We start from the raw sequence: 24731 nt of genomic DNA, 5'->3' as shown, positions 1-24731 counted from the left end.
GGGCCGGTCAATGATGATCCAGGATCAGACGCGACGGCGCTTGGGCGGGCGGCAGCCGTTATGCGCGATCGGCGTCACGTCACGGATGGCCGTGATGTTGAAGCCGGCAGCGGCCAGCGCGCGCAGAGCCGATTCGCGGCCCGAACCGGGGCCCTGGACTTCGACGTCCAACGTGCGGACGCCATGTTCCTGCGCCTTGCGGCCGGCATCTTCGGCAGCCATCTGGGCGGCGTAAGGGGTCGATTTGCGCGAACCCTTGAAGCCCATCGTGCCGGCCGAGGACCAGGCGATGGCGTTGCCTTGGACGTCCGAGATCAGGATCTTGGTGTTGTTGAAGCTGGAGTTCACATGCGCAACGCCGGTGGCGATGTTCTTGCGTTCCTTGCGCTTCATGCGGGTCTTGTCACGTGCCATGTCGCTTGCCCCTTATTTCTTCTTGCCGGCGATCGGCTTGGCCGGGCCCTTGCGGGTGCGCGCATTGGTATGCGTGCGCTGACCGCGGACCGGAAGGCCGCGACGGTGGCGAAGACCGCGATACGAGCCCAGGTCCATCATGCGCTTGATGTTCATCTGGACTTCGCGGCGCAGGTCGCCCTCGACGGTCAGGTTGGCATCGATGTATTCGCGGATGGCCAGGACTTCTGCGTCCGACAGATCGTTGATGCGGCGCGACGTGTCGATGCCGGTCGCTTCGCAGATCTGAGCGGCGTACAGGTCGCCGATGCCGTGGATATAGGTCAGAGCGATGGGGACGCGTTTCCCCGTCGGAATGTTGACGCCAGCAATACGAGCCACGCGTTTTCCTTTTCAGTTGCGGTTCCGTAATGCCGGAACCTTTTTTCACAACGCAAGGCCCGAAAGCTGTGCCTCCGGGCCAAATCGATGGTCCACCCGCGATCCGGGTGATTCTCTTGCGAGATGACGTGAACTAGCGGCAGATCGCCGCGTCGTCAAGCAGGCAGCTTTGCCGCGATCTGGGCGGCGACCTGCTCCATCGGCGCCATGCCGTCGACGGCGTGCAGGTTGCCCTTCGCGTAGTAGTAGCCCAAGAGCGGCGCGGTCTTCTTGTAGTATTCGCGCAGGCGGTCCGCAAAGACCTCGGGGGTGTCGTCGCGGCGCACCGGCTGACCGGCGGCGCGCGATTCCTCGGCGCGCTTGACGATCCGTCCGACCAGGGCCTCGTCGTCGACCTGCAGCTCGATCACCGCGTCCAGCGCCATGCCGGATTCGGCCAGAAGGCGCCCCAAGGCATCCGCCTGCGCCAGCGTCCGGGGGAAGCCGTCGAAGATGAAGCCCTTGCCGCCCTTCTCAAGCTGCTCGCGGATCAGGCCGATGACGATCTCGTCCGTGACCAGTTCGCCCCGGTCCATGACCTCGGCGACGCGACGGCCCATCTCGGTCCCCGACGACCGGGCGGCACGCAGCATGTCCCCGGTGGACAGCTGGACAAGGCCCTTGTCGGCCACAAGGCGGCCGGCTTGGGTTCCCTTGCCGGCACCCGGCGGCCCCAACAGGATGATGTTGATGGTCATGGCGTCTGTCCCCCTCAGGTGGCCATTGATGCGGCCTTGTCGTATCGTCGGTACGGTCGCGCCCTCAGCGGCGCGACGGCAGGCGGCGCGGCTTGGCGGTACCCGGCTTGCGCTTGCCGCGCAGCTGGGATTTCTCGATCAGCCCCTCGTACTGGTGCGCCAGCAGGTGGCTCTGAACCTGGTTGATCGTGTCCATCGTCACCGACACCACGATCAGGACCGAGGTTCCGCCCAGATAGACCGGGATCGAGAACTGGTCGCGCAGGATCTCTGGCATCAGGCAGACTAGCGCCAGATAGGCAGAGCCGATCACCAGCAGGCGGTTCACCACGTAATCCAGATAGTCCTGGGTCCGCTTGCCCGGACGGATGCCCGGAATGAAGCCGCCCTGGTTCTTCAGGTTCTCGGCCACGTCATCGGTCTTGAACGAGACGTTCTGCGTGTAGAAATACGTGAAGAACACGATCATCGCCGCGAAGAACAGCAGGTACAGCGGCTGGCCGGGCCCGAAATAGGCCAGGATCACCGACATGATCGGACCGGTCTCGTTTCCGGAAAAGGTCGAGATGGTGATCGGCAGCAGCAGCAGCGAGCTGGCGAAGATCGCCGGGATCACGCCCGCGGGATTGACCTTGACCGGCAGGTGGCTGGTCTGGCCGTCATAGACCTTCATGCTGACCTGGCGCCGGGGATACTGGATGCGGATCTTGCGCAGCGCGCGTTCCATGAACACGACGAAGGCGATGATCGCCACCAGCATCACGATCACGAACAGGATCACCGGTGTCGAAATGGCGCCCGTGCGGCCCTGCTGGAAGAAGGTGGCCAGCGCGGCCGGGATTTCAGCCAGGATGCCCACGAAGATGATCAGCGAGATGCCGTTGCCGACGCCGCGTGCGGTGATCTGTTCGCCCAGCCACATCAGGAACATGGTTCCGCCGACCAGGGTGATGACCACCGATGCTTGGAAGAACAGGCCGGGTTCATGCGCCAGGCCGCCGGCCTCCAGGCTGCGTGCCAGGCCGTATGCCTGGAACAGCGCCAGCGCCACGGTGCCGTAGCGGGTGTACTGGTTGATCTTCTTGCGGCCGGTCTCGCCTTCCTTCTTCAGCTGCTCCAGCGACGGGACCATCGAGGTCAGCAGCTGCACGATGATCGAGGCCGAGATGTAGGGCATGATGCCCAGGGCAAAGACACCCATCCGGCCAAGCGCGCCGCCGGTGAACATGGACAGCATGCCGCCGATGCCCGTCGAGGCCTGCTCCATGAAGTTGCGCAGCGCCGCGCCGTCGATGCCGGGCACCGGAATATAGGTGCCGATGCGGTACATGATCAGCACGCCGATCGTGAACCATATCCGCTGGCGAAGTTCCGTGGCCTTGCCGAGCTGCCCCCAGGAGAGGTTCGCGGCCATCTGTTCTGCGGCTGACGCCATGCTGTTTATGTCCCGTGTCATGACAGCGCCGCCGACCCGTTTTCGCGGGGACCGGCGGCGCCTGAAAACCTAGATGCTATCTATGGGGCAGGAAAGCCCCCTTCAACAGCTTATTCGGCCGCCGCGTCGCGCGCTGCCGGCAGGTTGACCTTGCCGCCCGCCTTCTCGACCGCGTCGATCGCGGCTTTCGAGGCACCGGTGACGGTGATGGTCATGCCCGACTTCAGCTCGCCGGTGGCCAACAGACGGATGCCGTCCAGCTTGCGGCGGACCAGACCCGATGCGACCAGCGCGTCTTCGGTCAGCTCTGCCTTGCCGTCGATCTTGCCCGCATCGATGAAGCCCTGGATCTGGCCCAGGTTCACGACGGCGAACGACTTTGCGTTCGGCTTGCTGAAGCCGCGCTTAGGCAGGCGGCGGTACAGCGGCATCTGGCCGCCTTCGTATCCGCCCAGGGCGACGCCCGAACGCGACTTCTGGCCCTTGATACCCCGGCCGGCGGTCTTGCCCTTGCCCGAGCCCGGACCACGCGCAACGCGCTTCTTCGAGCGGTTCGCGCCATCATTGTCGCGGATTTCATGCAGTTTCATGTCGCTTCTCCTTGCCGGACACTCCCTCGAAGCGAAACAGGGGGCCACGGCTTTTCTTGCTTGTTGAATCACTGTGCCATTGAGCACCGGGGCCCTATACGCGCAATGCCCGCATCTTTCAAGCGATCCCGCCACAGGGGCGTTGCCAATCACGCCCGACACCATCTTGTGTCTTGAGTGGCGCGCCCCCCTGCCCCACGCATGGGCCATCCTCGATACTACCGGAAGTTGCCATGCGCCGCCTTGCCCTGATCCCCATCCTTGCCCTGCTCTCCGCCCTGCCGTCCGCGCCTGTCGCCGCGCAGGAGGCAGAGCCGACCTTCTGCACCGCCCGTATCAATGACCGCGATGTCGTCATGGGCTATGACAAGGCCGAGGCGCGGCTGTCGGACACCTATTCGCGCCGCGAACAGCTGGCCACCCGCATCGGGCGCCACGACTGCCCCAGCTATGTCGTCCTGCGCAGCCTGACGCCCGAACTGACGGACGAGGAACGCCTGCCCTTCTGCCTCCGCTTCGACAAGGCCAGCGAATCGGTGATGGGCTATGACCTGGGGGCGCGGGATGCCTGGGGCGTGTGCCGCAGCCAGACCCGCGCCGTCTGCCGCCGCGTGAACCAGACGACCGCCGCCGCAGGGGCGCTGTCGGGTGCCGCGGCCCGACGGTCCGTGCAGGGGCTGCAGGCGCTGCCCGATGCGTCCGGGGCCGTGATCCTCAGCGGCGCGGGCACGGCGGTGTCCGGGGCACTGGCCTCGCTTGGCGGTGCGGCGGCGGCGGTCGCGGCTTCTCCGGTGCTGCTGACCGGGGCTGCGGTATCGGTCGTGGCGGTGGGCGGCACGCTCTATGCCTGCCGCGAATAGCGCTGGAACGCAAAACGCCCCGCAATTGCGGGGCGTTTCACTGACCCGACCGCGGGGATCAGGCCTTTTCTTCGATGATCGCCACCAGGTGCGGGATCTTGTTGACCATGCCGCGCACGGAGGGGGTATCCTCCAGCTCGCGGGTGCGGTTCATCTTGTTCAGGCCCAGGCCCTTCAGGGTGGCCAGCTGGTCCTTGGGGCGGCGGATCGGCGATCCGATCTGCTTGACGACGATTGTTGCCATGCGTCTCGCTCCTTACGCTTCGACAGCGGCGTCAGCCGGCTTGTCGTTCGAGGGCAGGATGTCAGCCACTTTCTTGCCGCGACGGGTCGCGACGCTGCGGGGGCTCGACTCTTTCTTCAGACCGTCCAGGGTGGCGCGGATCATGTTGTAGGGGTTCTGCGACCCCTGCGACTTGGCCACGACGTCCTGCACGCCCAGCATCTCGAACACGGCGCGCATCGGGCCGCCTGCGATGATGCCGGTACCGGCGACGGCCGTGCGCATGATGACCTTGCCGGCGCCATGACGACCTTCGATGTCGTGGTGCAGGGTACGGCCGTCACGCAGAGGCACGCGGATCAGGCCGCGCTTGGCCTGCTCAGTCGCCTTGCGGATCGCCTCGGGGACCTCTTTGGCCTTGCCCTTGCCGAAACCGACGCGGCCGCGCTGGTCACCGACGACGACGAGTGCCGCAAAGCCAAAGCGCTTGCCGCCCTTGACCGTCTTGGACACGCGGTTGATGGCAACCAGGCGGTCCTGGAATTCCGGGTTCTCTTCGCGATCGTTGCGACCGCCCCGGCGGTTGTTGTCACGTTCTGCCATGAGGCATTCCTTGTACGCGGGCGCGCGCGGCGCCGGTTGTGTCGATCCCGGTGAACGGATGTTCCCGGATCATCGGGACGGCGCCGCCACTGGGGCGTGCGCCGTCCGCAGGATCAGAACTTCAGACCACCTTCACGGGCGGCGTCGGCCAGAGCCTTGACCTTGCCGTGGAAGATGAAGCCGCCGCGGTCGAACACGACTTCTTCCACGCCAGCGGCTTTCGCACGCTCGGCGATGGTCGAACCGATCTTGGCCGCAGCCTCGACGTTGTTCTTGCCGATCAGGCCCAGGTCCTTCTCCAGCGTGCTGGCCGAAGCCAGGGTCACGCCCTTCAGGTCGTCGATCACCTGCACGAAGATGTTCTTCGAGGACCGGTGGATCGACATCCGCGGACGGCCGTTCGACATCGCCCGCAGCTTGTTCCGAACGCGCAGGCGGCGCTTCTGGAACAGCTCTTGCTTTTTCAGTGCCATTTCATGCGCCCCTTACTTCTTCTTGCCTTCCTTGCGGAACACGAACTCGCCCTTGTAGCGGATACCCTTGCCCTTGTAGGGCTCGGGCTTGCGCCACTCGCGGATGTTCGCTGCGACCTGGCCAACACGCTGCTGGTCAATGCCTTCCACAACGATTTCGGTCTGCTTCGGAGACGACACCGTGACGCCCTCCGGCACCTCGAAGATCACGTCATGCGAGTAGCCCAGAGCCAACTTCAGGTCCTTGCCCTGCATGTTGGCGCGGTAACCCACACCCTGGATCTCCAGCTCCTTCTTGAACCCGGTGGACACGCCCACGGTCAGGTTCTCGATCATCGAGCGGGTCATCCCCCACTGCTGGCGCGCACGCTTGGACGTTCCGCGCGGCTTGACCGCGACGGAGCCATCTTCCAGCACCAGATCCACATCATCGGTCGCCGTGAAATGACGGGTGCCCTTCGGCCCCTTCACTTCGATGGTCTGACCTTTGATCTCGGCCGTCACGCCCTTGGGCAGTTCGACCGGCTTCTTACCAATACGAGACATTCTGCCCTCCTTAGAACACGGTGCAGAGGACTTCGCCGCCAACATTGGCATTGCGAGCCGCTGCATCCGACATGACGCCCTTGGGAGTCGAGACGATCGAGACGCCCAGACCCTGACGGACCTGCGGGATTTCCTTGGACCCGGCATAGACCCGGCGACCCGGCTTCGACACGCGCGACAGTTCCCGGATGACCGGGGTTCCGTCGTGGTATTTCAGCCCGATTTCCAGCTCTTTGTGGCCCTCGGTGGTGGTCACTTCCTCGTAGCCGCGGATGTAACCTTCGTTCTTCAGCACGTCCAGAACCCAGGCACGCAGCTTGGAGGCGGGGGTGCGGACGGTCGATTTGCCGCGCATCTGCGCATTGCGGATGCGGGTCAGCATATCGCCGAGAGGATCGTTCATCATGGTATGTGCCCCCTTACCAGCTGGACTTGACCAGGCCGGGGATCTGACCGTGCGAGCCGAGCTCGCGCAGCATGATCCGCGACAGTTTCAGTTTGCGGTAATACGCATGCGGACGACCGGTCAGTTGGCACCGGTTGTGCAGGCGCGTCGCCGACGAGTTGCGCGGCAGTTCGGCCAGCTTCAGCGTGGCCTTGAACCGCTCTTCCATCGGGCGGGACTGGTCCTTGATGACCTCGTTCAGTTCAGCACGCTTTGCAGCGTATTGCTTGACCAGACGTGCGCGCTTGTTCTCGCGCTCGATCATGGATTTCTTTGCCATATCTTCTTTCCCTCCGCGATCAGCTGGTGAACGGCATGTTGAAATGCTTCAACAGCGACTTCGCTTCCGCGTCGGTCGTCGCGGTGGTGCAGATGATGATGTCCATCCCCAGAACTTCGTCGACCTTGTCGAAGTTGATTTCCGGGAAAACGATGTGCTCTTTCAGGCCCATCGCATAGTTGCCGCGGCCGTCGAACGACGTCGGCTTCACGCCGCGGAAGTCGCGGACGCGGGGCAGCGCGATGTTGATCAGGCGGTCCAGGAATTCGTACATGCGGTCGCCGCGCAGGGTCACCTTGCAGCCAAGCGGCATCTCCTCACGCACGCGGAAGCCGGCGATCGACTTCTTGGCATAGGTGATGATGGCCTTCTGACCGGCGATCAGCGACAGCTCGTCGGCCGCCTGCTTGACCTTCTTGGTGTCCTTGACGGCTTCGCCGACACCCATGTTCAGGACGATCTTGTCCAGACGCGGGATCTGCATGTCGTTCTTGTAGCTGAACTCTTCCTTCAGCGCGGCCTTGATGGTGTCGGTGAACACCGCGCGCAGGCGGGGCGTGTACTTGGCGTTGTCCAGCATCAGATCACGTCTCCCGTGGTCTTGGCAAAGCGGACCTTGCCGCCGTCTTCCATGCGGAAGCCGACGCGGGTTGCCTTGCCGTTCTTGTCCATCAGCGACAGGTTCGACAGGTCGATCGGCATGGCCTTCGACACGCGGCCGCCCTGGCTGTTCTGGGACTGCTTGGTGTGGCGGATGGCGACGTTCACGCCGTCCACGATGGCCTTGTTGTCCTTGGGCATGACAGCGGTGATCTCACCCTGCTTGCCCTTGTCCTTGCCGGCCAGCACGACGACCTTGTCGCCCTTCTTCAGCTTGGCAGCCATCACAGCACCTCCGGTGCAAGCGAGATGATCTTCATGAAGTTCTTCGCACGCAGCTCGCGCACGACCGGCCCGAAGATACGGGTGCCGACCGGTTCGCCCTGGTTGTTCAGGATGACGGCGGCGTTGCGGTCGAAGCGGATCGAGGTTCCGTCCTCGCGATTCACTTCCTTGGCGGTGCGAACGACGACGGCCTTGCGGACGTCACCCTTCTTCACCCGGCCCCGGGGGATGGCTTCCTTCACGGACACGACAATGATGTCGCCCACCGACGCATAGCGACGGTGCGAACCACCCAGGACCTTGATGCACTGAACCCGGCGAGCGCCCGAGTTATCAGCAACATCCAGATTGGTCTGCATCTGGATCATTTGGTTTCTCCCGACCTTTGGGGACCGCCGACTGCGGCCCCAGGGTTTCGATCATTTCTGATCTGTAATGATGGACTTCAGGCGTTGACCGCTTCGTCCGTCAGGACAGTCCAGCGTTTCGTCTTCGAGATCGGGGCGCATTCGACGATGCGAACGGTGTCCCCGATCTTGAACTGGTTCTGCGCGTCATGCGCGCGGTATTTTTTCGACGAGCGCACGATCTTGTGCAGCACGGGATGCTTGAAGCGGCGCTCGACCAAGACGGTGATCGTCTGTTCGTTCTTGTCGCTGGTGACGCGGCCTTGCAGGATACGTTTGGGCATGGGCCGGGCTCCTTAGTTCGAGGCCGCGGCTTCGGCCGCTTTCTGGTTCAGAATCGTCTTCACGCGGGCCACGTCGCGACGGACGGTGCGCATGCGTGCGGTGCTTTCCAGCTGACCGGTCGCCTGCTGAAAGCGCAGGTTGAAGGCCTCTTTCTTCAGCGCAACCAGCTGATCCTTCAGCTGGTCGGGCGTCTTCGACTTCAGTTCGGTGGCGTCCATGACGCGTCTTCCTTTCAACATCACCGGAGAGCCCCTGTCGCCAGGGCCACCCTGATTCCGGTGGAGTTTCGTGATGAAGGCCTGCGCATACAGGCTGAACGCCCGTTTGGCAAGCCCGTTTGCGGGAAAAGGCAGGGGCCCCGCCGATCGCTCGGCGGGGCCCCCTTTCGCGCTGGCCCGGCGGGCCGACGCTTACCAGTCTTCGCGTGCGACGATGCGGGTCAGGACCGGCAGCTTCATCGCGCCGAGGCGCAGGGCCTCGCGGGCGATGGTGTCGTTCACGCCGTCGATCTCGAACATGATCCGGCCGGGATGCACCCGGGCCGCCCAAAAGTCGACGGAACCCTTACCCTTACCCATCCGGACCTCGGTGGGCTTGGACGACACCGGAACGTCCGGGAAAATCCGGATCCAGACCCGGCCCTGACGCTTCATGTGACGGGTGATCGCGCGGCGGGCCGCCTCGATCTGGCGCGCGGTGACGCGCTCTGGTTCGGTTGCCTTCAGGGCGAACGAGCCAAAGTTCAGGTCGAAACCGCCCTTTGCCTCGCCGTGGATACGGCCCTTGTGCTGTTTGCGGAACTTGGTCCGTTTCGGTTGCAGCATTGTTTTCTACTCCTTACCGGGCGTCGCGGCGCGGACCACGGGGGGCCGGACCTTCCTGGGCCTCGGCAGCGCGGCGATCATGGGCCTGGGGATCATGTTCCATGATCTCGCCCTTGAAAATCCACACCTTCACGCCGATGATCCCGTACGGGGTCGTGGCTTCGCAGAGTGCATAGTCGATGTCGGCCCGCAGGGTATGCAGGGGCACGCGGCCCTCGCGATACCATTCGGTCCGTGCGATCTCGGCACCGCCCAGACGGCCGGCGACGTTCACGCGGATGCCCAGGGCACCCATGCGCATCGCGTTCTGGACCGAACGCTTCATCGCACGGCGGAACGACACGCGACGCTCCAGCTGCTGAGCGATCGACTCGGCGACAAGCTGCGCATCGACGTCGGGCTTGCGCACTTCGACGATGTTCAAGTGCAGTTCGCTGTCGGTGAAGTTCGCCAGCTTCTTGCGCAGGGTCTCGATGTCCGCACCCTTCTTGCCAATGATGACACCGGGACGCGCTGCGTGAATGGTCACGCGGCACTTCTTGTGGGGGCGCTCGATGATGACGCGGCTGATGCCGGCCTGCTTGGCTTCGGTGCGGATGAAGTCCCGGATCTTCAGGTCTTCAAGCAGCAGATTGCCATAGTCCTTGTCGTCGGCGTACCAGCGGCTGTCCCAGGTGCGGTTGACCTGGAGGCGCATGCCGATCGGATTGACCTTCTGACCCATTACGCTTGCTCCTCGACTTGGCGCACCTTGATGGTGATTTCCGAAAACGGCTTCATGATCTTGCCGAAGCGGCCACGTGCCCGCGGACGGCCACGCTTCATCACCAGGTTCTTGCCGACCCAGGCCTCGGCGACGACCAGGTTGTCGACGTCCAGACCGTGGTTGTTCTCGGCGTTCGCGATGGCGGACTGAAGGCACTTCTTCACGTCGCCGGCGATGCGCTTGTGCGAGAAGGTCAGGTCGGCCAGAGCCTTGTCGACCTTCTTGCCGCGGATCAGCTGAGCCACCAGGTTCAGCTTCTGCGGCGAGGTGCGAAGCATCTTCGTCTTGGCGAAGGCCTCGTTCTCCGCCACGCGGCGCGGATTGTTTTCCTTACCCATGACGATTACTTCCTCTTGGCTTTCTTGTCCGCGGCGTGCCCGTAATAGGTGCGCGTGGGCGAATATTCACCGAATTTCTGACCGATCATCTCTTCGCTGACGTTCACGGGGATGTGCTTGTGCCCGTTGTAGACGGCAAAGGTCAGGCCGACGAATTGCGGCAGGATGGTCGAGCGACGCGACCAGATCTTGATGACGTCGGATTTCCCCGACTCACGGGCCTTCTCGGCTTTCTTGAGCACATAGGCGTCAACAAAGGGGCCTTTCCAAACAGAACGTGCCATAGGTCAGCGCCCCTTCTTCTTCGCGTGACGCGAACGCAAGATGTACTTGTCGGTCGCCTTGTTGCTGCGGGTCTTCTTGCCCTTGGTGTCCTTACCCCAGGGCGTGACCGGCGTGCGGCCACCCGAGGTGCGGCCCTCACCACCACCATGCGGGTGGTCGATCGGGTTCATGGCGACACCGCGGACGCTCGGGCGGATGCCCTTGTGGCGGTTGCGGCCGGCCTTGCCGAGGTTCTGGTTCGAATGGTCGGCATTCGACACGGCGCCGATGGTCGCCATGCATTCCTGACGGACCAGGCGCAGTTCGCCCGAGGACAGGCGGATCTGGGCATAGCCGCCGTCACGACCGACGAACTGGGCATAGGTGCCCGCCGAACGCGCGATCTGGCCGCCCTTGCCGGGCTTCAGCTCGACGTTGTGGACGATCGTGCCGATGGGCATGCCGCTGAAGGGCATGGCGTTGCCCGGCTTCACGTCGACCTTGGAACCCGCGACGACCTTGTCGCCGATGGCCAGACGCTGCGGTGCCAGGATATAGGCCTGCTCGCCGTCTTCGTACTTGATCAGCGCGATGAAGGCGGTGCGGTTGGGATCGTACTCGATCCGCTCGACCGTGCCGGCCATGTCGAACTTGGTGCGCTTGAAATCGACGATGCGATACAGGCGTTTCGCGCCGCCGCCTTGGCGCCGCATGGTGATCCGTCCGGTGTTGTTCCGGCCGCCTTTCTTGGTCAGACCCTCGGTGAGGCTCTTGACCGGGCGACCTTTCCAAAGCTCCGAACGGTCGATCAGAACCAGCCCACGCTGGCCAGGCGTCGTCGGTTTGTACGACTTCAATGCCATCTTTCTGTCTTCCGTTGCTTTGGACCAGGGTGGTCCGTTTCAGTCAATTGCGGCGGCCCCGGAATGCCGGGGCCGCCAGATTGCGTCCGGTTATCAGAGACCGGTCGAAACGTCGATGGTGCTGCCGGCTTCCAGCGTCACATAGGCCTTCTTGACGTCGCTGCGACGACCCAGCTGGCCGCGGAAGCGCTTCTGCTTGCCCTTGGTGATGGTGGTGTTGACCGCCTTCACCTTGACGCCGAACAGGGCCTCGACGGCCTGCTTGATCTGCGGCTTGTTCGAGTCCTTGGCGACCTGGAACACGACGCCGTTGTTCTCGGACGTCATGGTGGCCTTCTCGGTGATGATCGGCTTGACGATCACGTCGTAATGTTCTGCTTTCGCGCTCATTTCAGACGAGCCTCCAGAGCTTCGACACCGGCGCGCGTGATGACCAGGGTATCACGCTTGAGGATGTCATACACGTTGGCACCCATCGACGGCAGGATGTCCACGCCTTCGATGTTGCGGGCGGCACGGGCGAAGTTCTCGTTCACTTCGGCACCGTCGATCACCAGCACGCGCTTCCAGCCGTTCTCACGGACGGCCTTGGCGACGGCTGCGGTCTTGGCATCGGCGAGGTTCAGATCCTCGATGATGACCAGTTCACCCGCGGTGGCCTTAGCCGACAGCGCGTGACGCAGACCCAGGGCACGGACCTTCTTGGGCAGATCGAAGGCGTGCGACCGCGGGGTCGGACCCTTGTAGACGCCGCCGTGACGGAAGGTCGGCGCCTTGCGGGAGCCGTGGCGTGCGCCGCCGGTGCCCTTCTGGCGATAGATCTTCTTGGTCGAGTAGCTGACGTCCGACTTGCCCAGCACCGAGTGGGTGCCGGCCTGTGCCTTGGCGCGCTGCCAACGCACGACGCGCTGCAGGATGTCGCCGCGCGGCTCCAGCCCGAAGATGTCGTCGGCCAGATCGATCGACCCGGCTGCGCCGGAATCCAGCTTGATCACATCAAGTTTCATCACTTGTCTCCTTCCGGCGCGTCGTCATTGGATGCCGGCTCTTCCGCGTTGGGATCGGCAGCGTCCTTGTCGGACTTGATCGAGGCTTCGGCCTCGGCCAGGGCGGCGGCTTCCTGCTCGGCGGCCAGACGGGCGGCCTCCTCGCGGGCGGCTTCTTCCTCGGCGGCGGCGGCGGCGGCGGCTTCTTCAGCCAGACGCGCGGCTTCGCGGGCGGCGGACCGCAGGGCGGCCGGATAGATCAGGTTCTCGGGCGTCGCCTTCTTGACGGCGTCCTTGACGGTGACCCAGCCACCCTTCGAGCCCGGAACCGAGCCCTTGACCATGATCAGGCCGCGCTCGGAATCCGTGCGGACGACCTGCAGGTTCTGCGTGGTAACGCGGACGGCACCCAGGTGACCTGCCATCTTCTTGCCCTTGAACACCTTGCCGGGGTCCTGGCACTGGCCGGTCGAACCGTGCGAACGGTGGCTGACGGACACGCCGTGCGACGCGCGCAGACCGCCGAAGTTGTGGCGCTTCATGGCGCCCGCAAAGCCCTTACCGATCGAGATGCCGGCGATGTCCACATACTGACCCGAGAAGTAGTGGTCAGCCGTGATCTCCTCACCGACGTTGATCAGGTTCTCTTCCGCAACGCGGAATTCCACGATCTTGCGCTTGGGCGCGACCGAAGCCTTGGCAAAGTGACCGCGCATCGCTGCGGTCGTGCGCTTTGCTTTCGCTTCGCCGGCGCCCAGCTGGACGGCGGTATAGCCATCGGTCGCGGCGGTGCGCTGCGCGATGACCTGCAGGCCGTCCAGTTGCAGGACGGTGACGGGAACCTGACGGCCGTCCTCGAGGAACAGACGGGTCATGCCCAGTTTCTTGGCGATGATACCAGTACGCAACATGATCTGCCTCCTCAGACTTTGATCTCGACGTCCACGCCGGCGGCGAGGTCGAGCTTCATGAGGGCGTCAACGGTCTGCGGTGTCGGATCGACGATGTCCAGCAGACGCTTGTGCGTGCGGATTTCCCACTGGTCGCGCGACTTCTTGTCGATGTGCGGACCGCGCAGGACGGTGAATTTCTCAATCTTGTTCGGCAGCGGGATCGGGCCGCGGACGGTCGCGCCGGTGCGCTTGGCCGTGTTGACGATTTCCTGGGTGCTGGCATCCAGCACGCGGTAATCAAAGGCCTTCAGCCGGATCCGGATATTCTGGCTTTGCATAAAGACATCCCTCTTGCGGGGAGTTCCAGTCGAGAGGCTGACGGCGCACCACGCGGCGCCAGCATCGGACCGTACGAAAAAAACGCAGGCCGCCCACGATGAGGCGGCCACGCGCAAAACCGACGATTCTTCGCGAACCGGCAGCGTTGCGGTCCTATGCCGCAAATCGGCCTGCCCGTCAAGCGCCGCGGGCCGCATGAAAAAGGCCACCCCGAAGGGTGGCCTTTCCCGCAGCATTCCTTGGCCCATTCGGGCCCTGGATCACTTGATGATCTTGGAGACGACGCCTGCGCCGACGGTGCGGCCGCCTTCGCGGATGGCGAAGCGCAGCTTCTCTTCCATCGCGATCGGGGCGATCAGCTCGACCTCGAACTTCAGGTTGTCGCCGGGCATCACCATCTCGGTGCCCTCGGGCAGCTTGACGGTGCCGGTGACGTCCGTGGTCCGGAAGTAGAACTGCGGGCGGTAGTTCGCGAAGAACGGCGTGTGGCGGCCGCCTTCTTCCTTGGTCAGGATGTAGGCCTCGGCCTCGAACTGGGTGTGTGGGGTGACCGACTTCGGCTTGACCAGGACCTGGCCGCGCTCGACGCCGTCACGGTCGATGCCGCGCAGCAGGACGCCCACGTTGTCGCCGGCCTCACCGCGGTCCAGCAGCTTGCGGAACATCTCGACGCCCGTGCAGGTGGTCTTCTTGGTGTCGCGGATGCCCACGATCTCCAGTTCGTCGCCCACGTTGACCGCGCCGCGCTCGATGCGGCCGGTGACCACGGTGCCGCGGCCCGAGATCGAGAACACGTCCTCGATCGGCAGCAGGAACGGCTGGTCGATCGCACGCTCGGGGGTCGGGATGTACTCGTCGACGGCGGCGATCAGCGCGCGGATCGAATCCTCGCCGATGGCGTTGTCGCGGCCTTCCATGGCTGCCAGCGCCGAACCCTTGATGATCGGGATGTCGTCGCCCGGATAGTCGTACGAGCTCAGCAGCTCGCGGACTTCCATCTCGACCAGTTCCAGCAGTTCCTCGTCATCCACCTGGTCGACCTTGTTCAGGTAGACGACCATGTAGGGGATGCCCACCTGGCGACCCAGCAGGATGTGCTCGCGCGTCTGCGGCATCGGGCCGTCGGCGGCGTTCACGACCAGGATCGCGCCGTCCATCTGGGCGGCACCGGTGATCATGTTCTTGACGTAGTCGGCGTGGCCCGGGCAGTCGACATGCGCATAGTGGCGCGTCTCGGATTCGTATTCCACGTGCGCGGTCGAGATCGTGATCCCGCGGGCCTTCTCTTCGGGCGCGCCGTCGATCTGGTCATAGGCGCGGAATTCGCCGAAGTACTTCGTGATGGCCGCCGTCAGCGTCGTCTTGCCGTGGTCAACGTGGCCGATCGTGCCGATGTTGACGTGCGGTTTGTTCCGTTCAAACTTTGCCTTTGCCATGTGGGCCTCCTGGATCCGCGGGGCATGGCTGAAAGGGCCCCGGATTGACGTGCGCCGCGATGTATAAGGCGCGCGCGGGGAAATCAAGGGCGGGCTTGCGTGCCGTGGCTAATCATGTCGGGGTCGGGGCGTCTGCCCGCCCCTTTGCAGGAACCGCCGGGCGACCCATATCGTTTGGCAGCGCAAGGCGCCGGGCCATCAGGTCCGCGCCCATCCACAAGGGGGATTCGCATGAGCCTGATGAGAAGCCTGACCAAGGTCGCCGCCGGCGTGATGCTGGCCAAGGGGATCGGCACGATGATGAACAACCAGCATGGCGGGCGTCCCGGCCAGCGCAAGGCCAGCGGCGGCCTGCTGGACAACCTGCTGGGCAACAACACCGGCGGTACGTCGGGCGGCAGCCTGAACCAGATGCTGGGCCGTGCCCTTGGCGGCGGCACCGGGACGGGCAGCGGTTCGCTTGGCGGCCTGCTGGACAAGCTGGGCGGCCAGCGCGGCGGCGGCAGCATGGGCGGCGGCAGCCTGGGCGGAATGCTGGGCGGCCTTCTGGGCGGCGCGGCCGCGGGCGGTGCGGCGGGCCATCTGGCCACCAAGGGATCGCAGGAAAAGAACAATGCCACCTTTGGTGCGCTGTTCGACGATGCGCTGGCCCATGACGGCGAGCCGCAGGTCGCGCCCACGCCGGAACAGAATGCCATCGCCGGGCTGATGCTGCGCGCGATGATCCAGGCGGCCAAGTCCGACGGCCATGTCGACGACACCGAACGCCAGCGCCTGCTGGGTCATCTGGGCGATGATCTGGACGATGACGAACGCCAGTTCATCCGTGACCAGATGGCCGCGCCCGTCGATGCGGCGGGCCTTGCCCGCGAGGTCCCCGAAGGGATGGAGCGTCAGGTCTATCTGATGTCGCTGCTGGCGATCGACTTCGACAGCGAGGCCGAGGCCCGGTACCTGAATGACCTGGCAACCGCGATGAAGCTGGACCGCGCCACCGTCAACGCCGTCCATGCCGAGGCGGGCGTGATGCCGCTTTACAACGGCGCCTGAGACCGCGCCGGCCATCGCCGCCGTCCCATCGGGGCGGCGGCTTTTTCATGCGCGGTTGATCTTTCTTGCCCCGGACGGACCGGAACATTCGCCGTGCTGTGCGGTTGGCCTGCGAACCGCAAACGCATGAGGCCACAGATGTCCGACACCCCCGCCCGTCCCCCGTTCCGCAGTGGCGCCATCGCCGAGCCGCGCCTTCCCGTCCCCGATTTCCCGGCGCAGGAACAGCCCTTTCCCGGCCTGGCCCAGAAGATGGACCCCCTGCCCGACCATGGCGAGACCAGCTATCGCGGCGCAGGCCGCCTGTTGGGCAAGCGCGCCCTGATCACCGGCGGCGACAGCGGCATCGGCGCCGCAGCAGCCATCGCCTTTGCCCGCGAGGGTGCGGACGTCGCCATCTGCTATCTGCCCGACGAACAGGCCGATGCCGACGCGGTCATGTCGCTGATCGAGGCGGAGGGCCGCGTGGCCGTCGCCGTTCCGGGCGACCTGCGCGACGAGGGCTTCTGCAAGGAGATGGTCGAGAGCGCCGTGTCCCAGCTGGGCGGGCTGGACATCCTGGTCAACAATGCCGGTCGCCAGCAGTTCTGCGAAAAGCTGGAGGACCTGACGACCGAGGATTTCGACGCCACGATGAAGACCAACATCTATGCGCCCTTCTGGGTGACGCGGGCCGCGCTGCCCCACATGGATGCGGGCGCATCGATCATCATCACCTCGTCGGTGCAGGCGTTCTCGGGGTCGGCGCACCTGTTCGACTATGCGCAGTCCAAGGCCGCGAACGTGGCATTCGCGCAGTCGCTGGCGAAACAGCTGGCCCCGCGCGGCATCCGCGTGAATGCGGTCTGTCCCGGCCCCTACTGGACCGCGCTGCAGATCAGCGGCGGCCAGCCGACCGACAAGGCAAAGGAACATGGTGCAAGCCAACCCCTGGGTCGCCCCGGGCAGCCGGTCGAGATCGCGCCGATCTATGTGCTGCTGGCCTCGGACGAGGCCAGCTACATTACCGGCGAATATTTCGGGTCCGTCGGCGGCGGCGGGCTCTGAGCGACCCTTCCGGGCGGCTCAACCGCGCCGGGCCCTCGCGGCGCGCCTTGGCGTCGCGAGGGGTGCCGCCTCAGGCAAAGCGGTTGTCGCGCGGGAAACCGCGCGGTGCCATTCGACCGGCGCTGCCCCGCTTGCCCAGCCATTCGGTCAGGTCCGGTTCGGTCCGGGTCTTGCCGCCGGTCATGGGCCAGGACAGGCCCTGCGCCAGCGTCAGGCAGATCGCATCGACCAGCTCATCCGCCTTGACCAGCCCACCGCCCTTGCCAGAGCGCTGCAGCCGCACGCCCTTGCCGCGCGCCATCTCGGGCAGTTCGGCCAAGGGAAAGACCAGCATCTTTCGGTTTTCGCCGACGACAGCGACGTGGTCGCCCGATACCGGACGACACAGCAGCGCGTCGCCGTTCAGGACCTGCTTGCCGGTCTTGGTCTGGGCCAGGATGTCCCCCGCGCCCACGATGAACCCGTCGCCCGCCCGTGATGCGACCAGATACTTTGCCCCTTCGCGCCACGGGAACATGGCGATGACCTGCGCCTCGTTGGGCAGATCGACCATCAGGCGCAAGGGCTCTCCCATCCCGCGCCCGCCGGGCAGCGTATTGACCGGAAGGGTGTAGAACCGCCCGTTCGACGCGAATATCATCAGCTTGTCGGTCGTCTCGGCATGCAGGGCCTGGCCGGGGCCGTCGCCGTCCTTGAACTTCAGTTCAGCGTCCAGCGGCTGATGGCCCTTCAGGGTGCGGATCCAGCCCATCTTCGACAGGACCACGGTCACCGGCTCACGCTCGATCATGGCCTCCAGGTCGATCACGGGCATCTCGGTCGCCTCGCTGATCGTGGTGCGGCGCTGACCCTCGGGGCGCGACTTGCCGAACAGGTTCCGCACTTCCTTCAGCTGGTCCGCGATGCGCGCCCATTGCGCGGCCTCGTTGTCCAGCATCGCCTGAAGCCCCTCGCGTTCGGTTAACAGGGAGTCGCGTTCGGCGCGCAGCTCGATCTCCTCAAGCTTGCGCAAGGCGCGCAGGCGCATGTTCAGGATCGCCTCGACCTGCACGTCGTTCAGGCCGAACTCTGCCATCATCACGGCCTTGGGCTCGTCCTCGGTCCGGATGATCTCGATCACGCGGTCCAGGTTCAGATAGGCAACCAGATAGCCTTCCAGCACCTCCAGGCGCGACGCGATCTTGTCCAGGCGATAGGCCGCGCGGCGCACCAGCACGTCGCGGCGGTGGTCCAGGAACGCGCGCAGGACCTCCTTGAGCGAGCAGACCTTGGGCACGCGGCCGTCGATCAGCACGTTCATGTTCAGGTTGAACCGGATCTCCAGATCGCTGGCGCGGAACAGCGCGCCCATCAGCTGTTCGGGGTCGACGGTGCGGGCACGCGGTTCGATGACGATGCGCACGTCCTCGGCGGATTCGTCGCGCACATCGGCAAAGATCGGGATCTTGCGCGTCTGGATCAGCTCTGCCAGCCGTTCGATCAGCTTGGATTTCTGCACCTGATAGGGAATCTCGGTGACGACGATCTGCCACAACCCGCGGCCCAGATCCTCCTGCGTCCAGCGCGCGCGCAGGCGGAACGCGCCGCGCCCGGTGCGATAGGTCTCGGCGATGCTGTCCGCCGATTCGACCAGCACGCCGCCGGTCGGGAAATCGGGCCCCTTGATCAGGGTCGCCAGCGTGTCGTCGCGCGCGTCGGGCGTCTTGATCAGATGCAGGCAGGCGTCCACGACCTCGTGCAGGTTGTGGGGGGGGATGTTGGTTGCCATGCCGACCGCGATCCCCGACGCACCGTTGGCCAGCAGGTTCGGAAAGGCCGAGGGCAGCACGACCGGCTCACTCAGCGTGCCGTCATAGTTGGGGCGGAAATCGACCGAATCCTCGGCCAGGCCATCCATCAGCGCCTCGGACGTCGCGGCCAGGCGGGCCTCGGTGTATCGCGCAGCGGCAGGGTTGTCGCCGTCGATGTTGCCAAAGTTCCCCTGCCCGTCCACCAGCGGATAGCGCATGGCGAAATCCTGGGCCAGGCGGGCCATCGCGTCATAGATCGCGGCGTCGCCATGCGGGTGATAGTTGCCCATCACGTCGCCGGTGATCTTGGCCGACTTTCGGAACGCCCCGTTGGGCGCCAGGCGCAGTTCGCGCATCGCATAGAGGATGCGGCGGTGCACCGGCTTCAGCCCGTCGCGGGCATCGGGCAGCGCGCGGTGCATGATCGTGGACAGCGCATAGGTCAGGTACCGCTCGCCGATCGCACGGCTGAGGGGTTCGGAAGAGGTGCCCTGTTCGGGCTGGGGGATCAGATCGTCGGCCATGCGCCTTGGATAGGCCCCATGGCCCGCCCGGTCCAGATCGAAAAGCTGGCCGGGAACGCTGCCGTCCGCGTGGCGTTGGACGATCAAATCGGTTAATCCGATGGCCGCAACGGGGGACGGGCGCGATGATCAGGCTGGGACTGCTGATGCTGGTGACGCTGCTGGGCGTGTTCATGACGCTGGACCGGTTCGGCCAGGGCGACCTGCGGACCGAACGCAGGCCGGAACCGGCAGCGCGGGCCAGCGCCGCGACCGATGCAGGCGCACCGTCGCTGACCGCTCCGGCGGCCGGCACCCTGCCCGCGACGCCGCCGGTCGACATCGTCCCCGCCGCCAGCCAGACCCCGGAACGCACGCAGCGTTTTCCGGGTCCGCCGTTGGAGCCGTCGCCCGAATATGCGGGGGCCACACCGGAGGCCGCGCAGGTGGTGCCTGCCGACGGGCCGGTGCTGTATGTCACGGCCGACCGGGTGAACATGCGCGCAGGCGCGGGCACCGACAATCCGGTCGTGGCCAGCCTGACCGGCGGATCGGCGGTGCAGGCCTTGGGTCCGACGGGCGGCGAGTGGGTGCAGGTGCAGACGGCCGAAGGCCGGCAGGGATTCGTCTCGGCCCAGTTCCTGACGTCCGACGCCCCATGAGGCGCGCGCTGATCACCGGCTGTTCGTCGGGCATCGGCCTGGACGCCGCGCGCCACCTGCAGGCGCAGGGCTGGCAGGTCGTGGCCACCTGCCGCACCCCGGCGGACATCGCCGCCCGGCAGGCCGAAGGGATGGAGTGCCTGCCCCTGGACCTTGCGTCCGAGGACAGCGTCGCCGCCTGCGCCGAGGCCGCGCTGGCTGGCGGTCCGATCGACGCGCTGGTCAACAACGCGGCGTTCGCCCTGCCCGGCGCGGTCGAGGACATGCCCCGCGGCGCCCTGCGCGCCATCTTCGAGGTCAATTTGCTGGGCACGCATGACCTGACCACCCGGCTGATCCCGCATTTCCGCGACCGCGGTGCGGGGCGGATCGTCACCATCAGTTCGGTCCTGGGGCTGGTCGGCATCCCGTGGCGCGGCCCCTATGTGGCCACGAAATTCGCGCTGGAGGGGCTGACCGACGTGCTGCGCCTCGAGATGCACGGCACCGGCATCCACGTCACCCTGATCGAGCCGGGGCCCATCACCAGCCGCATCCGCGAAAACGCCATCCCGCATTTCGAGCGGTGGGTGAACTGGCAGGCCAGCCCGCGCGCCGACCAGTACCGCGCCAGCCTGCTCAAGCGGCTCTATGAGCCCTCGGGCAAGGACCGGTTCGAGCTGCCGCCGCGCGCGGTCAGCGACCGCATCCTGACCGCGCTGACGGCGGCGAACCCCGCCCCGCGCTACTATGTCACGGCGCCGACGCGCATTTCCGGGGTCGCGCGGCGGGTTCTGCCGACCCGCGCTCTGGACTGGTTTGCGCGGCGCAACTAGGTTGGCGGCCGAAAGGCGGTGTCCCCCATGCCCGATCAATCCCTGTTCCTTGTCACGATCCTGTCCGTCGGGGTCGTCATCGCGATCCTGCTGACGGGGATCGGCGGCTTTGCCAAAGGCGGCGATTTCAACCGCAAGCATGGCAACCGCATGATGCGCTGGCGGCTGTATGCCCAGGCCGCCGCGCTGGTCATCCTGATGCTGTTTTTGTGGCTGAGGTCGATTTGATGGTCGTTCTGAACAAGATCTATACCCGCACCGGCGACAAGGGCGACACCGCCCTGTCCGACGGCAGCCGCGTGGCCAAGCACGACCCCCGCGTCGAAGCGTACGGCACCGTCGACGAACTGAACGCGACCCTGGGCCTGTGCCGCCAGCATGCGACGGGCGATCTGGCCGAACGCATCGCCGTGATCCAGAACGACCTGTTCGACCTGGGCGCCGACCTGTCGCGCCCGAACATGGCCGCGGACGATCAGGCGGGCTATCCGGTCCTGCGCATCATCGACGCCCAGATCGACCGCCTCGAGGCCGAGATCGACGCGATGAACGCCAACATCGCGCCGCTGCGCAGCTTCATCCTGCCCGGTGGCAGCGCGCTGGCCGCGCATCTGCACCTGTCGCGGACGGTCGCGCGCCGGGCGGAACGCCGCGCCACCGAACTGCTGGCGGGAGGCGACGTGAACGCCAGTGCGATCCGCTATCTGAACCGGCTGTCGGACTGGCTGTTCGTCGCGGGCCGCGTGGCCAACAACGACGGCGCTGATGATATCCTGTGGGTGCCGGGCGCCAGCCGCTGACGGGGGCGTCGCCGCAAACGCTGCGTCCTGTGACGCTTTTGCCCTGTCCTTGCCGGATTTCCCTGTCTAACAATCCTGCGACAGATGACGCAAACAAAGGGAGAGAGGCCGATGAAAGTCCTCGTGCCAGTCAAGCGCGTGATCGACTATAACGTGAAGGCCCGCGTGAAGGCGGACGGATCGGGTGTCGATCTGGCCAACGTGAAGATGTCGATGAACCCCTTCGACGAGATCGCCGTCGAAGAAGCCATCCGCCTGAAGGAAAAGGGCGCGGCCACCGAGATCGTGGCCGTCAGCATCGGCGTCAAGCAGGCCGCCGAAACCCTGCGCACCGCGCTGGCCATGGGGGCGGACCGCGCCATCCTGGTCGTCGCCGCCGATGACGTGCATCAGGACATCGAACCGCTGGCCGTCGCCAAGATCCTCAAGGCCATCGTCGATGCCGAACAGCCGCAGCTGGTCATCGCCGGCAAGCAGGCGATCGACAACGACATGAACGCGACCGGCCAGATGCTGTCGGCCCTGCTGGGCTGGAGCCAGGCGACCTTTGCCAGCAAGCTGGAGATCGCGGGCGACGCGGCCCATGTCACTCGCGAGGTCGACGGCGGCCTGCAGACCATCGAGGTCAAGCTGCCCGCCATCGTGACCGCCGACCTGCGCCTGAACGAGCCGCGCTATGCGTCGCTGCCCAACATCATGAAGGCCAAGAAGAAGCCGCTGGAGGAGAAGACCGCCGCCGATTACGGCGTCGACGTCACCCCGCGCCTGACCGTGGTCAAGACCCGCGAACCCGAGGGCCGCAAGGCCGGGATCAAGGTCGGCTCGGTCGACGAGCTTGTGTCGAAACTCAAAGAAGCGGGGATCGTGTGATGGCTGTTCTTCTTCTGGCCGAAGTCACCGGCGGCGAACTGAACCGCGATGCGACCGCCAAGGCCGTCCATGCCGTCGCCGCCCTGGGCGACGTGACCGTGCTGTGCGCCGGCGCGCAGGCGCGTGCGGCGGCCGATCAGGCCGCGACCATCGCCGGCGTCTCCAAGGTGCTGGTCGCCGAGGATGCGCGTTACGGCCACCGCTTGGCCGAACCGACCGCCGCGCTGATCGTGGCGCTGGCGGGCGATTACAGCCACATCGCGGCCCCCGCCACCACGGATGCCAAGAACGTCATGCCGCGTGTCGCGGCCCTGCTGGACGTGATGGTGATGTCCGACGTCTCCGCCGTGATCGACGCCGACACGTTCGAGCGTCCGGTCTATGCCGGCAACGCTATCCAGACGATCACCTCGGCCGACAGCAAGAAGGTCATGACCATCCGCGTGGCAAGCTTTGACGCGGCCGGCGAAGGTCCCGCGGCGCCCGTGTCCGACGCCGCGCTGGCGGACGATCCGGCCCTGTCAAAATGGCTGAACGACGAGGTCGCCCAGAGCGACCGCCCCGAGCTGACCTCGGCCGGACGTGTCGTGTCGGGCGGGCGCGCCCTGGGCTCCAAGGAGCAGTTCGTGATGATCGAACAGCTGGCCGACAAGCTGGGCGCCGCCGTCGGCGCATCGCGCGCGGCGGTCGATTCGGGCTATGCCCCGAACGACTGGCAGGTGGGCCAGACCGGCAAGGTCGTGGCGCCCGCGCTCTACGTCGCGGTCGGCATTTCCGGTGCGATCCAGCACCTGGCCGGCATGAAGGACAGCAAGGTCATCGTGGCCATCAACAAGGACGAGGAAGCACCGATCTTCCAGGTCGCCGATTACGGCCTGGTGGGCGATCTGTTCACCATCGTCCCGGAACTGACCGAAAAGCTGTAATCCCGCACAAGGATTGCCACGGACCGCCCCCCGGCGACGGGGGGCGGTTTTGCATTGCAGCATGCCCCGCCCCGCCCTATCGTCCCGGCGTCGGAACAGGGGATGCAGGCATGACGGTTCAATCGGTTGGCGTGATCGGCGCAGGTCAGATGGGCAACGGCATCGCGCATGTCTTTGCGGTGGCGGGCTATGACGTGCTGCTGACCGACATCAGCCAGGATGCGCTGAACAAGGCCATCGCCCTGATCGACCGCAACCTGGAACGCCAGGTCGCCCGCGACAAGATCACCGCCGAGGTCAAGGCGACCGCCATGGGCCATATCCGCACGACGCTGAAGCTGTCGGACCTGGGCCAATGCGACCTGGTGATCGAGGCCGCGACCGAACGCGAGACGGTGAAGCAGGCGATCTTCGAGGACCTGGTCCCGCACCTGAAGCCCGAGACGATCCTGACGTCGAACACATCGTCGATCTCGATCACGCGGCTGGCCTCGCGCACCGACCGGCCCGAGAAATTCATGGGGTTCCACTTCATGAACCCCGTTCCCGTGATGCAGCTGGTCGAGCTGATCCGCGGCATCGCCACGGACGAGGCGACCTATCGCGAACTGCACGCCGTCGTCGAGAAGCTGGGCAAGACATCGGCCACCGCCGAGGATTTCCCCGCCTTCATCGTGAACCGCATCCTGATGCCGATGATCAACGAGGCCGTCTATACGCTTTACGAGGGCGTGGGATCGGTGAGCAGCATCGACAGCGCGATGAAGCTGGGCACCAACCACCCGATGGGCCCGCTGGAGCTGGCCGATTTCATCGGCCTGGACACCTGCCTGGCGATCATGAACGTGCTGCATGACGGCTTGGCCGACACGAAATACCGCCCCTGCCCGCTGTTGACGAAATACGTCGAGGCCGGTTGGCTGGGCCGCAAGACGGGCCGCGGCTTTTATGATTACCGTGGCGATACACCAGTTCCGACGCGCTGACTGTCGCAT

At 65.5% G+C, this 24731-nt stretch carries 37 protein-coding genes; 10 read left to right on the top strand and 27 right to left on the bottom strand.

Annotated elements, in window-relative coordinates:
* Positions 1-24: 24 nt before the first annotated feature.
* The 5 genes from rpsK to rplO form a co-directional block, all read right to left on the bottom strand.
* Complete coding sequence (rpsK, locus tag SY26_RS08600; protein ID WP_042247912.1) at positions 25-414, bottom strand: 30S ribosomal protein S11; 390 nt, start codon at positions 412-414, stop codon at positions 25-27.
* 12 nt (positions 415-426) lie between these two features.
* Complete coding sequence (rpsM, locus tag SY26_RS08595; RefSeq protein WP_045982147.1) at positions 427-795, bottom strand: 30S ribosomal protein S13; 369 nt, start codon at positions 793-795, stop codon at positions 427-429.
* Between the two features lie 155 nt (positions 796-950).
* Entirely contained in the window at positions 951-1532 is a 582-nt protein-coding gene (locus SY26_RS08590) for an adenylate kinase (protein ID WP_046000105.1), read from the bottom strand.
* Positions 1533-1596: 64 nt separating this feature from the next.
* Entirely contained in the window at positions 1597-2967 is a 1371-nt protein-coding gene (gene secY / locus SY26_RS08585) for a preprotein translocase subunit SecY (RefSeq protein ID WP_046000104.1), read from the bottom strand.
* Positions 2968-3077: 110 nt separating this feature from the next.
* Entirely contained in the window at positions 3078-3557 is a 480-nt protein-coding gene (rplO, locus tag SY26_RS08580) for a 50S ribosomal protein L15 (RefSeq protein ID WP_045982150.1), read from the bottom strand.
* A gap of 233 nt (positions 3558-3790) precedes the next feature.
* Between rplO and SY26_RS08575 the strand changes: the two genes are divergently transcribed.
* Positions 3791-4417: a hypothetical protein gene (locus tag SY26_RS08575; RefSeq protein WP_046000103.1), complete on the top strand. Its 627-nt coding sequence runs from the start codon at positions 3791-3793 to the stop codon at positions 4415-4417.
* A 58-nt stretch (positions 4418-4475) separates the two neighbouring features.
* Here SY26_RS08575 and rpmD read toward each other — a convergent pair whose 3' ends face one another.
* The 21 genes from rpmD to tuf form a co-directional block, all read right to left on the bottom strand.
* Positions 4476-4661 carry a 50S ribosomal protein L30 gene (gene rpmD, locus SY26_RS08570; RefSeq protein ID WP_046000102.1) on the bottom strand — a complete coding sequence of 62 codons (186 nt, stop codon included), beginning with the start codon at positions 4659-4661 and terminating at the stop codon, positions 4476-4478.
* 12 nt (positions 4662-4673) lie between these two features.
* Positions 4674-5243 carry a 30S ribosomal protein S5 gene (gene rpsE / locus SY26_RS08565; RefSeq protein WP_042247897.1) on the bottom strand — a complete coding sequence of 190 codons (570 nt, stop codon included), beginning with the start codon at positions 5241-5243 and terminating at the stop codon, positions 4674-4676.
* Between the two features lie 113 nt (positions 5244-5356).
* On the bottom strand, positions 5357-5716 hold the full coding sequence (gene rplR, locus SY26_RS08560; protein ID WP_045982153.1) for a 50S ribosomal protein L18: 360 nt from the start codon (positions 5714-5716) through the stop codon (positions 5357-5359).
* Between the two features lie 12 nt (positions 5717-5728).
* Positions 5729-6262, bottom strand: coding sequence for a 50S ribosomal protein L6 (gene rplF, locus SY26_RS08555; RefSeq protein WP_046000101.1), 534 nt, complete (start codon positions 6260-6262; stop codon positions 5729-5731).
* 10 nt (positions 6263-6272) lie between these two features.
* Positions 6273-6665: a 30S ribosomal protein S8 gene (rpsH, locus tag SY26_RS08550; protein ID WP_045982167.1), complete on the bottom strand. Its 393-nt coding sequence runs from the start codon at positions 6663-6665 to the stop codon at positions 6273-6275.
* 16 nt (positions 6666-6681) lie between these two features.
* Entirely contained in the window at positions 6682-6987 is a 306-nt protein-coding gene (gene rpsN / locus SY26_RS08545) for a 30S ribosomal protein S14 (protein WP_042247889.1), read from the bottom strand.
* Positions 6988-7006: 19 nt separating this feature from the next.
* The gene (gene rplE / locus SY26_RS08540; RefSeq protein ID WP_046000100.1) at positions 7007-7567 is read right to left on the bottom strand and encodes a 50S ribosomal protein L5; all 561 of its coding nucleotides are present in this window, start codon (positions 7565-7567) and stop codon (positions 7007-7009) included.
* Complete coding sequence (gene rplX / locus SY26_RS08535) at positions 7567-7872, bottom strand: 50S ribosomal protein L24 (RefSeq protein ID WP_045982156.1); 306 nt, start codon at positions 7870-7872, stop codon at positions 7567-7569. Before rplX ends, rplE begins: the two co-directional genes overlap by 1 nt.
* Positions 7872-8240, bottom strand: coding sequence for a 50S ribosomal protein L14 (gene rplN, locus SY26_RS08530; protein ID WP_022708219.1), 369 nt, complete (start codon positions 8238-8240; stop codon positions 7872-7874). Before rplN ends, rplX begins: the two co-directional genes overlap by 1 nt.
* Positions 8241-8317: 77 nt before the next feature.
* Positions 8318-8563, bottom strand: coding sequence for a 30S ribosomal protein S17 (gene rpsQ, locus SY26_RS08525; RefSeq protein ID WP_045982157.1), 246 nt, complete (start codon positions 8561-8563; stop codon positions 8318-8320).
* A gap of 12 nt (positions 8564-8575) precedes the next feature.
* Complete coding sequence (rpmC, locus tag SY26_RS08520) at positions 8576-8782, bottom strand: 50S ribosomal protein L29 (protein WP_045982158.1); 207 nt, start codon at positions 8780-8782, stop codon at positions 8576-8578.
* A gap of 192 nt (positions 8783-8974) precedes the next feature.
* Entirely contained in the window at positions 8975-9388 is a 414-nt protein-coding gene (gene rplP / locus SY26_RS08515) for a 50S ribosomal protein L16 (RefSeq protein ID WP_045982159.1), read from the bottom strand.
* A 13-nt stretch (positions 9389-9401) separates the two neighbouring features.
* Positions 9402-10112: a 30S ribosomal protein S3 gene (gene rpsC, locus SY26_RS08510; RefSeq protein WP_045982160.1), complete on the bottom strand. Its 711-nt coding sequence runs from the start codon at positions 10110-10112 to the stop codon at positions 9402-9404.
* Positions 10112-10492, bottom strand: coding sequence for a 50S ribosomal protein L22 (rplV, locus tag SY26_RS08505; protein WP_042247864.1), 381 nt, complete (start codon positions 10490-10492; stop codon positions 10112-10114). Before rplV ends, rpsC begins: the two co-directional genes overlap by 1 nt.
* 5 nt (positions 10493-10497) lie before the next feature.
* Positions 10498-10776 carry a 30S ribosomal protein S19 gene (gene rpsS, locus SY26_RS08500; protein ID WP_045982161.1) on the bottom strand — a complete coding sequence of 93 codons (279 nt, stop codon included), beginning with the start codon at positions 10774-10776 and terminating at the stop codon, positions 10498-10500.
* 3 nt (positions 10777-10779) lie between these two features.
* Complete coding sequence (gene rplB, locus SY26_RS08495; RefSeq protein ID WP_046000099.1) at positions 10780-11619, bottom strand: 50S ribosomal protein L2; 840 nt, start codon at positions 11617-11619, stop codon at positions 10780-10782.
* 93 nt (positions 11620-11712) lie between these two features.
* The gene (locus SY26_RS08490; protein WP_046000098.1) at positions 11713-12009 is read right to left on the bottom strand and encodes a 50S ribosomal protein L23; all 297 of its coding nucleotides are present in this window, start codon (positions 12007-12009) and stop codon (positions 11713-11715) included.
* Entirely contained in the window at positions 12006-12626 is a 621-nt protein-coding gene (gene rplD, locus SY26_RS08485) for a 50S ribosomal protein L4 (RefSeq protein ID WP_045982164.1), read from the bottom strand. Before rplD ends, SY26_RS08490 begins: the two co-directional genes overlap by 4 nt.
* The gene (gene rplC, locus SY26_RS08480) at positions 12626-13516 is read right to left on the bottom strand and encodes a 50S ribosomal protein L3 (protein WP_045982165.1); all 891 of its coding nucleotides are present in this window, start codon (positions 13514-13516) and stop codon (positions 12626-12628) included. Before rplC ends, rplD begins: the two co-directional genes overlap by 1 nt.
* Positions 13517-13527: 11 nt before the next feature.
* Positions 13528-13836 (bottom strand): 30S ribosomal protein S10, encoded by a 309-nt coding sequence (gene rpsJ, locus SY26_RS08475; protein ID WP_042247848.1) that lies wholly within the window; start codon positions 13834-13836, stop codon positions 13528-13530.
* A 261-nt stretch (positions 13837-14097) separates the two neighbouring features.
* A complete protein-coding gene (tuf, locus tag SY26_RS08470; protein ID WP_045983513.1) occupies positions 14098-15273 on the bottom strand; it encodes an elongation factor Tu in 1176 nt (391 codons plus the stop codon).
* A 231-nt stretch (positions 15274-15504) separates the two neighbouring features.
* Here tuf and SY26_RS08465 point away from each other — a divergent pair, with 231 nt between their 5' ends.
* Positions 15505-16323 carry a DUF533 domain-containing protein gene (locus SY26_RS08465; protein ID WP_045982766.1) on the top strand — a complete coding sequence of 273 codons (819 nt, stop codon included), beginning with the start codon at positions 15505-15507 and terminating at the stop codon, positions 16321-16323.
* Between the two features lie 138 nt (positions 16324-16461).
* Entirely contained in the window at positions 16462-17370 is a 909-nt protein-coding gene (locus tag SY26_RS08460) for an SDR family oxidoreductase (RefSeq protein ID WP_046000097.1), read from the top strand.
* 70 nt (positions 17371-17440) lie between these two features.
* Here SY26_RS08460 and parC read toward each other — a convergent pair whose 3' ends face one another.
* Positions 17441-19684, bottom strand: coding sequence for a DNA topoisomerase IV subunit A (gene parC / locus SY26_RS08455; RefSeq protein WP_046000351.1), 2244 nt, complete (start codon positions 19682-19684; stop codon positions 17441-17443).
* 125 nt (positions 19685-19809) lie between these two features.
* Here parC and SY26_RS08450 point away from each other — a divergent pair, with 125 nt between their 5' ends.
* The 7 genes from SY26_RS08450 to SY26_RS08420 all read left to right on the top strand — a co-directional run bounded on the left by SY26_RS08450 (position 19810) and on the right by SY26_RS08420 (position 24722).
* Positions 19810-20325, top strand: a complete 516-nt coding sequence (locus SY26_RS08450) for an SH3 domain-containing protein (protein ID WP_046000096.1) — start codon at positions 19810-19812, stop codon at positions 20323-20325.
* Positions 20322-21140, top strand: coding sequence for an SDR family NAD(P)-dependent oxidoreductase (locus tag SY26_RS08445; protein WP_046000095.1), 819 nt, complete (start codon positions 20322-20324; stop codon positions 21138-21140). Before SY26_RS08450 ends, SY26_RS08445 begins: the two co-directional genes overlap by 4 nt.
* A gap of 27 nt (positions 21141-21167) precedes the next feature.
* Entirely contained in the window at positions 21168-21368 is a 201-nt protein-coding gene (locus SY26_RS08440; RefSeq protein ID WP_045982762.1) for a twin transmembrane helix small protein, read from the top strand.
* Positions 21368-21940 carry a cob(I)yrinic acid a,c-diamide adenosyltransferase gene (locus tag SY26_RS08435; RefSeq protein ID WP_046000094.1) on the top strand — a complete coding sequence of 191 codons (573 nt, stop codon included), beginning with the start codon at positions 21368-21370 and terminating at the stop codon, positions 21938-21940. Before SY26_RS08440 ends, SY26_RS08435 begins: the two co-directional genes overlap by 1 nt.
* Positions 21941-22051: 111 nt before the next feature.
* Positions 22052-22810 (top strand): electron transfer flavoprotein subunit beta/FixA family protein, encoded by a 759-nt coding sequence (locus SY26_RS08430; protein ID WP_046000093.1) that lies wholly within the window; start codon positions 22052-22054, stop codon positions 22808-22810.
* Positions 22810-23736 (top strand): electron transfer flavoprotein subunit alpha/FixB family protein, encoded by a 927-nt coding sequence (locus tag SY26_RS08425; RefSeq protein ID WP_046000092.1) that lies wholly within the window; start codon positions 22810-22812, stop codon positions 23734-23736. Before SY26_RS08430 ends, SY26_RS08425 begins: the two co-directional genes overlap by 1 nt.
* Before the next feature lie 110 nt (positions 23737-23846).
* Positions 23847-24722 (top strand): 3-hydroxybutyryl-CoA dehydrogenase, encoded by an 876-nt coding sequence (locus tag SY26_RS08420; RefSeq protein ID WP_045982758.1) that lies wholly within the window; start codon positions 23847-23849, stop codon positions 24720-24722.
* The last annotated feature ends 9 nt before the right edge of the window (positions 24723-24731 follow it).

It is taken from the genome of Paracoccus sp. 228, assembly GCF_000967825.1.
Taxonomy (GTDB): Bacteria; Pseudomonadota; Alphaproteobacteria; order Rhodobacterales; family Rhodobacteraceae; genus Paracoccus; species Paracoccus marcusii.
Note: the sequence above shows the minus strand (reverse complement) of the source record. Positions and strands in the feature narration are given on the sequence as shown.